The 12,111-nt window shown below is 71.1% G+C and carries 10 protein-coding genes; 6 read left to right on the top strand and 4 right to left on the bottom strand.

Annotated elements, in window-relative coordinates; translation table 11 throughout:
- Positions 1-17 precede the first annotated feature (17 nt).
- A complete protein-coding gene (groES, locus tag AAFN86_RS21170) occupies positions 18-332 on the bottom strand; it encodes a co-chaperone GroES (protein WP_347545541.1) in 315 nt (104 codons plus the stop codon).
- A 311-nt stretch (positions 333-643) separates the two neighbouring features.
- On the opposite strand from groES, the gene AAFN86_RS21165 reads away from it, so the two are divergent.
- From AAFN86_RS21165 to AAFN86_RS21155, 3 genes are all read left to right on the top strand, one after another.
- Positions 644-913: a Usg-like family protein gene (locus AAFN86_RS21165; RefSeq protein ID WP_347545572.1), complete on the top strand. Its 270-nt coding sequence runs from the start codon at positions 644-646 to the stop codon at positions 911-913.
- A gap of 104 nt (positions 914-1,017) precedes the next feature.
- Positions 1,018-2,553 carry a TrkA C-terminal domain-containing protein gene (locus AAFN86_RS21160; protein WP_347545540.1) on the top strand — a complete coding sequence of 512 codons (1,536 nt, stop codon included), beginning with the start codon at positions 1,018-1,020 and terminating at the stop codon, positions 2,551-2,553.
- Positions 2,554-2,570: 17 nt separating this feature from the next.
- A complete protein-coding gene (locus tag AAFN86_RS21155; RefSeq protein ID WP_347545539.1) occupies positions 2,571-3,593 on the top strand; it encodes a 2-hydroxyacid dehydrogenase in 1,023 nt (340 codons plus the stop codon).
- 304 nt (positions 3,594-3,897) lie between these two features.
- On the opposite strand, the gene ubiM is transcribed toward AAFN86_RS21155, so the two are convergent.
- From ubiM to AAFN86_RS21140, 3 genes are read right to left on the bottom strand one after another with little or no spacing between them, the layout of a single operon-like run.
- Positions 3,898-5,088: a 5-demethoxyubiquinol-8 5-hydroxylase UbiM gene (ubiM, locus tag AAFN86_RS21150; protein ID WP_347545538.1), complete on the bottom strand. Its 1,191-nt coding sequence runs from the start codon at positions 5,086-5,088 to the stop codon at positions 3,898-3,900.
- A 58-nt stretch (positions 5,089-5,146) separates the two neighbouring features.
- Positions 5,147-5,842, bottom strand: coding sequence for a VTT domain-containing protein (locus AAFN86_RS21145; RefSeq protein ID WP_347545537.1), 696 nt, complete (start codon positions 5,840-5,842; stop codon positions 5,147-5,149).
- Entirely contained in the window at positions 5,839-6,627 is a 789-nt protein-coding gene (locus tag AAFN86_RS21140) for a glycosyltransferase family 2 protein (protein WP_347545536.1), read from the bottom strand. The genes AAFN86_RS21145 and AAFN86_RS21140 overlap by 4 nt, the downstream gene beginning before the upstream one ends.
- 108 nt (positions 6,628-6,735) lie before the next feature.
- Between AAFN86_RS21140 and AAFN86_RS21135 the strand changes: the two genes are divergently transcribed.
- From AAFN86_RS21135 to tldD, 3 genes are all read left to right on the top strand, one after another.
- A complete protein-coding gene (locus tag AAFN86_RS21135; protein ID WP_347545535.1) occupies positions 6,736-7,824 on the top strand; it encodes a COX15/CtaA family protein in 1,089 nt (362 codons plus the stop codon).
- On the top strand, positions 7,821-10,448 hold the full coding sequence (locus AAFN86_RS21130) for a PAS-domain containing protein (RefSeq protein WP_347545534.1): 2,628 nt from the start codon (positions 7,821-7,823) through the stop codon (positions 10,446-10,448). The genes AAFN86_RS21135 and AAFN86_RS21130 overlap by 4 nt, the downstream gene beginning before the upstream one ends.
- Positions 10,449-10,520: 72 nt before the next feature.
- On the top strand, positions 10,521-11,948 hold the full coding sequence (tldD, locus tag AAFN86_RS21125; protein WP_347545533.1) for a metalloprotease TldD: 1,428 nt from the start codon (positions 10,521-10,523) through the stop codon (positions 11,946-11,948).
- Positions 11,949-12,111: the final 163 nt, after the last annotated feature.

Here is a 12,111-nt window from a genome sequence, read left to right as displayed (position 1 = left end):
CGTCGCGAAATGGCGCCTCAGGCGGCCTTCTTCGCGGCGGACACGCCCTCGAGAATGCCCATGATGTCGGACTCCTTCATGATCAGGAGCTCCTCGCCATCGAGCTTCACCTCGGTGCCGGACCACTTGCCGAACAGGATGCGGTCGCCGGCCTTCACGTCGAGCGGACGGATCTCGCCCTTCTCGTTGATGGTGCCGGCGCCGACGGAGACGACTTCGCCTTCCTGCGGCTTTTCCTTGGCGGTGTCGGGGATGATGATGCCGCCGGCAGTCTTTTCTTCCGCGGTGACGCGGCGAACGAGAACGCGGTCGTGCAGGGGACGAAAGGTCATGAGTGTCCTCTCCTGAGCCTCGGGTTGATGAGCGCTCGCCCTGGGAAGCCTGTGGCCGGTCGCCAGGAGCGCGCCGGCCGTTAGCACTCCCCCCAGAGGAGTGCCAGCGATCTAGCCTTCGGGCCGCCACGCGTCAAGCGTTTGGCAGCACTCGTCGATCGAGAGTGCTAATGATCTGATTATACAAGATTTTTCTTGCGCTTCGTTGCACCGCACATGTCATCCTGTGAAGCAACTCACCGCGCCGCGACGGCGTTGCAGGTAGGAATGGCACGTCACACCACCCTCAAGGGAAAGGAATGACTACAGTGCTGCAGGGACTGGAACCGATCCTCCGAATCCCCGATTGGCGCATGACGACCGCCGAATTGCTGTACCACATGCCTGACCACCCGCATGTCCTGCAGGCCTTCGTCTGGCAGAAGATCGACCACGCGCCGGACTTCCCCGAACTGACCCGCTTCCTGGATTTCTGGAAGCGCGAGATCGAAGGCCCGCTGCATTCGGTGCGCGTCGCCTCCACCGCGCTGACCCGCCCGGCCGAACTGCGCTACGCGAACGGCGTGTTCACGTTGCACTGAGCCCGCCGAACGCGCGACCATGACCCCGCATGCCGCGCCGGAGAGCGCGGCATGGGGGAGATACCGGCGTGGAATGGTTTAGCGGCATACTCGAGGGCTCGCCGATGCTGGCCCTCTTCATCGCCATCGGCCTTGGCTATGCGCTCGGCCAGGTGCCGGTGCTGGGCGTGACCTTCGGTGCCGGGGCGGTGTTGTTCTCGGGCCTCGCGATCGGCGCCATCGCGCCGCGCGCCGCTCCGCCCGGCTTGGTCGGGACCCTCGGCCTGCTGATGTTCCTCTACGGCACCGGCATCCAGTACGGGCCGCAATGCGTCGCGGGCCTCAAGGGGCCGGGGCTACGCTGGATTCTCCTCGCCCTGGTGGCCGTCGTCGCCGCGCTGTTCGCCGCGAAGGCAGTGGGTGGCGTGCTTGGCCTGTCGGCCGCGATGCAGGCAGGGATGTTCGCCGGCGCAGGTACGAGCACCTCCGCCTTGCAGGCGGCGATCACGGTGGCGGGCGGCGGGCCGGAACCGACCATCGGCTATGCCGTCGCCTATCCGATCGGCGTCATCGGGCCGATCCTGCTGATGGGCTTCATGCTGCGGATCTTCGCGCTCAAGCCGCCCACGGCCGCGCCCGCGCTGCGCCATGCCGAGGTGACGCTGCGCGCGGACCAGCCGACACGCACCGTCGCGCAGATCACCGCCGCCCTGCCCGAAGGCGTGATGATCCTGGCGATGCGCCATGAGCATCAGAACGCCCCGGCCGAGCCCGAGGCTCGCATCGGTGCCGGCGATGGGCTGCTGATCGTCGGCCCGCCCGCGGCCATCGATGCCGCGGTCGCAATATTGGGGGAGGAGGAGGAAGGCCGCCTCGCCAAGGATCGTGCCGACTACGACATGGTCCGCGTCATCGTCTCCAAGCCGGCCTTCCGCGGCCAGACGCTCGCGTCCATGCCGAAGCCGCCCTGCCAGATCCGCGTCGCGCAGGTGCGCCGCGGCGATTCGGTGATGCTGCCCGGTCCGGACGTCGTGCTGGAGTATGGCGACGTGCTGGTGCTGTTGGCCGAGGCCGGCCGCCGGCCGGAACTGACCGCCCATTTCGGCGACAGCGTGAAGGGCAATGCGGAACTGTCCTTCGTGTCGATCGGCATCGGCATGGCACTCGGCCTGCTGGTCGGCATGATCCAGATCCCGCTGCCGGGCGGCGGCGGCTTCAGCCTGGGCGTCGCCGGCGGTCCGCTGGTGGTGGCGCTGATCCTCGGCTGGCGCGGCAGCAGCTTCGGCATCGGCTGGCGCATGCCGGTCGCGGCCAACATGGTGCTGCGCAATTTCGGCCTGTCGATCTTCCTCGGCCAGGTGGCGATCGCCTCCGGCCGGCCCTTCGTGGATACGGTCGCCTCGCAGGGGCCCGCGGTGCTGGTGGGCGCGGCGCTGGTGCTCGCGACCATCGTGCTGATGGTGCTGGCGATCGGCCACCTGATCCTGCGCATCCGCATCGACGATCTGTTCGGCGTCTGCGCCGGGGCCACCGGCAACCCGGCGATCCTGGCTGGCGCCAACCGATTGCTCGCCTCCGACCGCGCCGATGTCGGCTACGCCATCGTCTTTCCCACCATGACCATCGCCAAGATCGTCGCCGTCCAGCTCATGCTCGGCTGACGGGCGGGAGGCCCCCCATGCGCATCGCCATGTTCAGCACCAAGCCCTATGACCGCCGCAGCTTCGAGGCGCAGCCCGGCGCGGCGCCGCACGAGATCCTGTTCCTCGAACCGCGCCTCGCACTGCTGACCGCGCCGCTGGCGATGGGTGCGGAGGCCGTCTGCGTCTTCGTCAACGACGACCTGTCCGCCCCGGTGCTGGAGGCACTGGCCGCAGAAGGAACCAGGCTGGTCCTGCTGCGCTGCGCGGGGTTCAACAATGTGGACCTCCACGCCGCGCAACGGCTCGGCATCAAGGTCGCGCGCGTCCCCGCCTATTCGCCGCACGCCGTCGCGGAATTCACCATCGGGCTGATGCTCTCCCTCGTGCGCGGCATCCACCGCGCCTACCAGCGCACGCGGGACGGCAACTTCGCCCTCGAAGGGCTGCTAGGCTTCGACCTGCACGGCAAGACCGTGGGCGTGATCGGCACCGGCAAGATCGGGGCGATCGTCGCGCGCATCCTGTCGGCCGGCTTCGGCTGCCGGGTGCTCGCGTACGACGTCCACCCCGACCCGGCGCTGCAGGCGATCGGCGTCACCTATGCCGAACCGCGCGCCATCGCCGCCCAGGCCGACATCCTGACGCTGCATTGCCCTCTGACGCCCGAGACGCATCATGTCGTCCGTGCCGAGACGCTCGCCCTCGCCCGGCCGGGCCTGGTCGTGATCAACACCAGCCGCGGCGGGCTGGTCGATGCCGAAGCGGCGATCGATGCGCTGAAATCCGGCCAGCTCGGCGGCCTGGCGATGGATGTCTATGAACAGGAAGCCGACCTGTTCTTCGAGGACCTGTCGAACGAAATCCTCACCGACGACGTGATCGCCCGGCTGCTGACCTTCCCCAACGTGCTGGTCACCGGCCACCAGGCCTTCTTCACGGCCGAGGCGATGGGCGCCATCGCCGAGGTGACGCTCGGCAACGCCGCGCGGTTCGCGGCGAAGGAAGCGCTGGGGACGTCGGAGGTGACGCTGGCGGCGACGGTGCCCCGGCACGCGTGAGGGCGGAGGGACGCCGTCCGGAGCGCGTGGCAAGGAGAGGGGCCCTGCCCCTCTCCTGACCTCACCCCGCCAGGGTGCAGGGGCACCCTGGACCGCCGGGACTTGGTGCCGGACATGATGGAGCCCGTTGCGGGCACGGCGCCCCGGGAGTCTCCCGGGCTCCGGGCGCGACGCACCTGCTGTTGCCGCAGGATGCCTGCCCTGCCCGGCACCAGGTGATGGTTTCCAAAGGCCTTATGCCTTTGGTGGGGTGAGGTCCGGAGAGGGGCAAAGCCCCTCTCTGGCTCCCTCGTCGCCGCAGCGCCTACCGGCCCGCGCCGGGCAGCGGCTTCCACGTGCGCCCGGGCGCATCCATCAACCCAGCGACGATCGCCCGGCGCACCGGCGCCAGCACCGCGCCCGCGCCGATCAGCGCTGCACGCGCCAGCCGCGCCGGGGCCCGGTCATCCGAATACAGCCGTGCGACCGCGTTGGTCGCGAGGAACAGCGGCAGGCTCGCCCGCCGATGCGCGGCGGCATACCGCGACAAGCCCGCCGCCGCGCCGGGATCGGTCGCGCGGCGCATCTCGCCGGCCAGGATCTCCGCTCCCGACAGGCCGAAATTGAAACCATGCGCGGTCACCGGGTGCATCCCGACCGCGGCATCCCCCAGCAGCACGAAGCGCCGCGCGGCGAAGCGATGGGCATAGATCGCCACCAACGGATACGCATGCCGCGTCCCGGCCGGCCGCATCGTCCCGAGGCGCGATTCGAACCGCCGTGTCACTTCCTCGGCGAAATCCTCGGGCGGCAGCGCCATCGCCGCCTCGGCCTCCGCCGGCGGCAGCGTCAGCACGACGGACGACATCGCCCCGTTCAGCGGCAGCATGGCGATGGTCTGGCCATGGCCGAACCATTCCGTCGCGATGCCTCCATGGGGCTTCTCATGCGCCACGCGCGCGACGATCATCGTCCGCCCGAAATCCAGCATCTGCGCCCCGATCCCCGCCCGGCGCCGCGCTTCGGAAAAACGGGAATCGGCGGCGACGACGACCCGCGCCGCCACCTTCTCCCCGCCATCCAGCGTCACCTCGGCCCCTTCGGGCGCCAGCGACAGGCCGGTGACGGACCGCCCGGCGACCAGCCGCGCCTCAGTCGTCGCGGCGGTCTCGAACAGCGCGCGACGGATCAAATGGTTCGGAATCAGCCGGCCGAGCGGTTCCCCGTCACCCCCCGGCGCGAAGCGCAGCGCCAGCGGATTGGCGCCGTTCAACACCTTCGCCTCGCGCAGCGGCGCCGTCTGGTCGGCCGGGATGCGATCCCAGGCGCCGAGGTCGCGCAGGATCGCCTGCGACCGGTGGGTCAGCGCGATCTCCCGCCCGTCGAAGGCAGGATCGGCGATCGATGCCTCCGGCGCGCGTTCCAGTAGGGTGATGCGCAGGCCGCTGCCGGCCAGCGCGCAGGCCAAGGCGAGCCCGGCCGGGCCGGCTCCGATGATGGCGACATCCGTGTCCATCGCGTCTCGTTCCCCCGGACGGTCCGCGCCGTCCATGATCCTGCGCAAAGGTGGCGCTTCAGGCCTCGTCTTCCAGGGCCCGTCCCGCCTGGTGCCGGCGCAGCAGCATAAGCCCGATAACCGCCGAGACCACGAACAGCCCCACCCCGAGCGCCAATTGCCAGGCGCCATCCACCCGGATGCCCTTGCCAAGCAGCGCGAAGACCACGGTCTGCGGCAGATAGCCGATGGCCGAGGCCGCGAGGAAAGGCAGCAGGCTGATCCCCGCCATCCCCGCCAGCAGGTTCAGCGCAAGGTTGTTGCCCACCGGCAGCAAGCGCAGGGCCAGCGTCGCATTGAACGGGCTGCCGGCGAGCACGTCGCGCAATGGCCGCAGCCGATGCCCGAAGCGCCCGGCGAGGCGCCGTTCCGCCCAACCCCGCCCGACCGCCCGCGCCCACAGGTAGGAGATCGCGCAGCCCGCGACCTGCGCCGCCAGCGACACCGCCGTGCCCTGGACGATCCCGAAGGCGTAGCCGCCGAGGAAGGCGACCCCCTGGCGCGGCGCACCCGCCGCCGTCGCCGCCGCACCAATGCCGATGAATACCAGGTCGCCGAGCAACCCCTGCCCCAGTACCCAGCGATCCACCCAATCGGTGCCCGGGGCGAGGCCGACCTCGCGCAGGAACAGCCCGGCCACCACCAGCCCGGTCGCGAGGATCGCCAGCTTCAGCAGCGCGGCGCGGCGCCGCCCGGACGCCGCCGCGCCGGTCATGGCCGTTCGTCGCCCTCGATGACCGGGCGGCGGCCGCGGCGCTGCAGCCACGCCATGCCGACCAGGTCGAACAGGCTGACCAGCAGCCGGTCGATCGTGCCGTAGTTCGACACGCCGCGGACCCGCGGGCGATGGTTCACCGGTTCGCTGACCACGGCCCCGCCCTGACGCAAGGTCAGCGCCGGCAGGAAGCGGTGCATGTGGTCGAAATGCGGCAGGTCGAGGAACAGGTCGCGCGGGAACACCTTCAGCCCGCAGCCGGTATCGGGCGTGGCGTCGCGCAGCAGGCGGGACCGCACGGCGTTGGCGATGCGGCTGGAATACCGCTTCACCCCGCTGTCGCGGCGGTTCACCCGGTGGCCGGCCACCAGGGTGCGGCGGCCGGCTTCGGCCTCGGCTTCAGCGCGGGCCAGCAGGCGGGGGATGTCGGCCGGGTCGTTCTGCCCGTCCCCGTCCAGGGTCGCGATCCAGCGGCCGCGCGCCGCCTTCACCCCGGTGATCACCGCCGCCGACTGGCCGCAGGATGCCCGGTGACGGATCGCATGCAGCGGCGCCCCGGCGTCACGGGCTGCGCGCAAGGCGGCCGGGGTGTCGTCGGTCGATCCGTCATCGACATAGACGATCTCATGAGGCACGGCGGCCAGCGCGGCCTCGATCTCGGCGACGAGGGGCGCGATGTTCGGCGCCTCGTTGCGGACGGGGATGACGACGGACAGGACGGGTGGCGCGGCGGCCTGCGAACCCACCACGGCGGGTCCGGTCGCGGCGCTGGGCTCGGAAACCATCGGTGGGCGGTAGCAGCCCCGCCTCGGAGCGGCAAGCACCCGCGGCCGGTCCCCCGCAAGCCGAGCAGCCCCCGTGCAGGCCGGCCTGCACTCGCCTATATCGCGCCCATGCCTTTCGATTCACGCGTCCCGGCCGCGCCCGCCGCCGAGGGTTCCGCCGCCCACCACCGCGCCGTGGCACGCTGGCTGCTGTTTGTCGCCGGCCTGGTCTGGATCATGGTCGCGATCGGCGGCGCCACGCGGCTGACCGGTTCGGGCCTGTCGATCATGGAATGGGCGCCGATCACCGGCATGCTGCCGCCGGTCAGCGATGCCGAGTGGAACCGACTGTACGATCTGTACCGCACCATCCCGCAGTACCAGCTGGTCAACCAGGGCTTCGGGCTGGAAGGCTTCAAGCAGATCTTCTGGCTCGAATGGATCCACCGTTTCTGGGGCCGGCTGATCGGCATCGCCTATGTGGCGGGCCTCGCCTGGTTCTGGCTGCGCGGGCAGGTGCCGGCCGGATACCGCGGGCGGCTGCTGTTGCTGCTGGCCCTCGGCGGGCTGCAGGGGGCGGTCGGGTGGTTCATGGTCGCCTCGGGATTCGACGCCGATCGCACCGCCGTGTCGCCTTATCGGCTGGTGATCCACCTGTCGCTGGCCTTCCTGCTGTTCGGCGTGCTCGTCTGGACCGCGATGACCCTGCTGCGCCCGCGGCCCGAGGGCGCGCCCGTGCCGCCGGCGCTGCGTCGCCTGGTGCACGCGGCGGCGGGCCTCGCGGTGCTGGCGATGCTGGCCGGTGGCTTCGTTGCAGGCATCCGCGCAGGTTTCGACTACAATACATTTCCGCTGATGGAGGGCCGCCTGTTGCCGCGCGGCTATTGGGTGCTGGATCCGGGCTGGAAGAACCTCACCGCCAATATCCCGGCGGTGCAGTTCAATCACCGCCTGCTGGCCACCGCGACGCTGATCGTCGCGGGCTGGGCGGCGGTGCTGGCCTTTCGCGCCCTGCCGCGCGGGCGGGTGCGTGGGGCGGTGACGGGCCTCGCCATCGCGGTCGCCCTGCAATACGCGCTGGGGGTGGCGACGCTGCTCGCGGTGGTGCCGCCCTGGCTCGGCACGCTGCACCAGTCGGTCGCGGTGCTGGTCCTGACGGGGGCTCTGCTCGCGATCCATGCGCTGCGCCAGCCGCCGCCGCCGGCCGGATCCGGGTGACCCCGGCCGACGCCGCGCTCAGGGCCATCGAGGCCCTGCCCCATGCCATCCTGGTGGTGGACGGGGCGGATCGGCTCGTCCTCGCCAATCCGGCGCTGTGGGGCGAGGCGGGGGCGGACCCCGCCCGATTCCCGCCGGGAACGCCGCTGCGCGACATGCTGCGGCTGCTCGCCTTCCGCGGCCTTCTCGGGGCCGGCGACCCCGCCGCTCTGGCCGAACAGGCGCTGGCCCAGGACCGCGGCAGCCTGCATCTGCGCCATGTGCGCAGCGCCGACGGCGCGCGACTGTCGGAGGTGGCGAGCCTGCCCCTGCCCGGCGGCGGCTTCATGCTGTGTTCGGTCGACATCACCGCCCTCAATCGCGCCGAGGCAGCCGCGCGGGCCCGCGCGGCGTTGCTCGACCATGTGCTGACCATGCAGCGCGGCGGCGTCGCGCTGTTCGACGCCGCGCAGCGGCTGGTGCTGCACAATCCCGCCTATGGCCGGCACATCGGTGCGACGCCCGAGATGCTGGCCGGCCGGCCGACGCTGTCCGACATCATGGAAGCGCTGACCCGGGCCGGCGAATTCGCGACCAGCCGTGACCGCGGTTATGTCCGCGCCGTGCTCGCCGCCGACCGTCGCAAGCGGCTCGGCGGCCAGCGCGACCGGCTGGACGGCACGGTGGTGCGCTTCCACAGCACGCCGGAACCCGATGGCGGATTCCTCATCGAAAGCGACGAGGTCACCGACCTGCGCCATGCCGAGGACGAGGCGCGCCGCCGCGCCGCCATCCTCGATGGCGTGCTGGAAGCCCTGCCGCATGGCATCTGCGTCTGGGGCCCAGACCGCCGCGTCGCACTGTTCAACGACGCCTATTCCCGGTTGATGGAGGGCGCGCCGCTCCGGGTGGGCGACACGCTGGAGGACGTCATCCAGCGACGCGCCAAGGCCGGCGAATACGGCCCCGGCGAGGCCGAGGCGGTGTACCGCCAGGAAATGGCGCGAGACCTGTCCCGCCCGCAGGAACGCCGCCGGCTGCGCGCCAATGGCACCGCGCTCGACGTGCGCACCGCGCCGCTGCCCGATGGCGGGCATATCTCCGTCGTCACCGAGATCACCGCGCTGTGGCGGGCCGAGGAGGAAGCGCGCCATCGCGCCCGGTTGCTCGAAACCGCGATGGGATCGATGCGCCATGGCCTTGTGGTCTATGGGCCGGACCGGCGGGTGATTGCCGCCAACGACCTGGCGGGTGAACTCGCCGGGCACGAACCGGGCGCCATCGGCAAGGGCGCGCTGCTCGATGACCTGGTGCAGGACCTGCACGCGAACGGGCGCCTCGGGCCCGAGCCGGAGGCCAGCGAGGTCCTGCGCACCGCGATCGCGCTCGACCGCAGCAAGCCGCACCGCATGGTGCGCAGGACCCCTGCCGGGCGGGTGCTGGAGGTCTCCTCCGACCCGACGCCCGATGGGGGCTTCGTGGTCACCCATATCGACATCACCGCCCGCGCCGAGGCCGAGCGCGAGGCGCGCGAGCACGCCGCCATCCTGCAGGTCATGCTCGAGAACATGCGCCACGGCATCGCGCTGTTCGACGGGGATAGCCGGCTGGTGGCGTCGAATGCCCTCGCCGCTTCGATGTGCGGCCTGCCACCGGAACTGATGTCCCCGGGCACCACCCTGGTCGAGATGCGCCGCGCGCAGACCGCGCTGGGCGAATTCGCCATGCCGCAGGAAGACCTGCGCGCCGATGCCACGCAGTGGACCCGGCCGCTGACTGCCCCCGACCGCTACATCCGCCGCCGCCCCAATGGCCGGATCATCGAGGTGATGACCGACCGCACGCCCGATGGCGGCTTCGTGCGCACCTATACCGACGTGACCGATGACCGGCAGGTGCGTGACGAGCTGGAACGTGCCCGCGCCGCGGCCGAAGCGGCGAGCGAGGCGAAGTCCCGCTTCCTCGCGACCATGAGCCACGAGCTGCGCACCCCGCTGTCGGCGGTGATCGGCTATGCCGAGGCGCTGCTCACCGATCCCGCGCCCGAGCAGGTTGGCGAATACGCCGGCGCGGTGCGCGAGGCGGGGCGGCAGGTGCTGGCGCTGATCGACGACATCCTGGACGTCGCGCGCGCCGGCGGCGCCGAGCCGTCGCCGGGCAGCATGCCGGTCGATCCCGCCGCGCTGGTGGCCGGCATCGCCGCCGCCATCGCGGCGGAGGCAGAGGCGGCGGGGCTGACCCTGACGACCGGGGCAGCACCCGACCTGCCGCGTGCGGTCTGCGACGAGCGCCGGCTGCGCCGCATCCTTCAGGTGGTCGCCAGCAACGCGGTGAAGTTCACCCCCGCCGGCGGGCGCATCCGCATCGAGGCTGCCGGCGACGAGGCAGGCGGCCTGGTCTTCCGCGTCAGCGATACCGGCATCGGCATGGACCCGGCCGATATCCCGCGCGCCTTCGAGCCCTTCACCCAGCTCGAATCCTCCTTCGCCAGGCGGTATCCGGGCTCGGGGCTTGGCCTGCACCTCGCCCGGCTGCTCGCCGAGACGCTGGGGGCGACCCTTGGCCTCGACAGCCATCCGGGGCGCGGCACCATCGCAACCCTTCGCCTGCCGCGTGCCATCACCATCTCAGGGCCGCGGGGCTAGAATGCGCCCGGCGCTGCCTTTTCACGCCCAGGCCCGGATCGACTTCGCCGGCACGGCGACACAGGAGACGACATGACGGCCCTTGCCACCACCGACGCCCTGTTCTTCGGCCTGGTCGACCGCGCCGCCGCCGAGGCCCGCCTGCGCGAGGCGACCGAAGGCTGCGAGGATGGCGAACTGTTCCTCGAATACCGCGAGAGCGAAGGCATCTCGATCGACGATGGCCGCATCCGCACGGCGTCCTACGATGCGACGCGCGGCTTCGGGCTGCGCGCCGTAAGTGGCGAAGCGGCGGGCTACGCCCATGCGGGCGAGTTGTCCGATGCGGCGCTGGCCCGCGCCGCCGAGACGGTGAAGGCGGTGCGCCAGGGCCGGTCGGGCGTGATGGAGGCCGGGCCGCGGGCGACCAATGCGCGGCTGTATGCCGACGCCAATCCGCTCACCCAGATGGATTTCGCCGCCAAGACCGCGCTGCTGCAGGAGATCGATGCCTTCGCCCGCGCCCGCGACCCGCGCGTGGTGCAGGTGATGGCCTCGATCTTCGGCGAATGGCAGGCGGTGCAGATCATCCGCGCGGATGGGCAGCGCGTGGCCGACCTGCGGCCGCTGGTGCGGGTGAACATTTCCGTGGTGGTGGAACAGGATGGACGGCGCGAGACCGGGTCCTATGGCACCGGCGGGCGCTTCGACTATGCGCGCATCCTGACCGAGGAAAGCTGGAAGGGTGGCGTGGAGGAGGCGCTGCGCCAGGCGCTGGTGAACCTCGACAGCGTGCCCGCACCGGCGGGCGAGATGGAGGTCGTGCTGGGGTCCGGCTGGCCGGGCATCCTGCTGCATGAGGCGATCGGCCACGGGCTGGAGGGCGATTTCAACCGCAAGAAGACCTCGGCCTTCGCCGGGCTGCTCGGGCAGCGCATCGCGTCCCCCGGCGTGACGGTGGTGGATGACGGCACCATCCCCGACCGGCGCGGGTCACTGACCGTCGATGACGAAGGCACGCCGACCAACCGCACCGTGCTGATCGAGGACGGCATCCTGACCGGCTTCCTGCAGGACCGGCAGAATGCGCGGCTGATGGGCGTGTCCCCCACCGGTAACGGCCGCCGCCAGTCCTTCGCGCATATCCCGATGCCGCGCATGACCAATACGGTGATGCTGGGTGGGGCGCATGAACCGGGCGAGGTGATCGCGTCCGTCAAGCGCGGGCTCTACGCGGTGAATTTCGGCGGCGGGCAGGTGGACATCACCTCGGGCAAGTTCGTGTTCAGCGCGTCGGAAGCTTACCTGATCGAGAACGGTAGGATCGGCGCGCCGGTGAAGGGCGCGACGCTGATCGGCAATGGGCCGGATGCGCTGACCAAGGTGACGATGGTGGCGAACGACATGGCGCTGGACCCCGGCATCGGGACATGCGGCAAGCAGGGGCAGGGCGTGCCGGTCGGCGTGGGGCAGCCGACGCTGAAGATGGCGGGGCTGACAGTGGGTGGGACGGCGGTCTGATTGGGATGGCCGGGCGCTGCCCGTAGAGTTGCATCGCCCCTCTCCGGGCCTCACTTCACCAAAGGCCGGGGGCCTTTCGAAACCGTCACTTAGCGCCGGACGGGGCGATCGCTTACCCCTCCCCTGTTGCGTGCGGCAGATATGTCCTCGTGGCGCTGGGCAC

The sequence above is a fragment of the Roseomonas sp. CAU 1739 genome (genome assembly GCF_039839775.1).
Lineage (GTDB): Bacteria > Pseudomonadota > Alphaproteobacteria > Acetobacterales > Acetobacteraceae > Neoroseomonas.
Note: the sequence above shows the minus strand (reverse complement) of the source record. Positions and strands in the feature narration are given on the sequence as shown.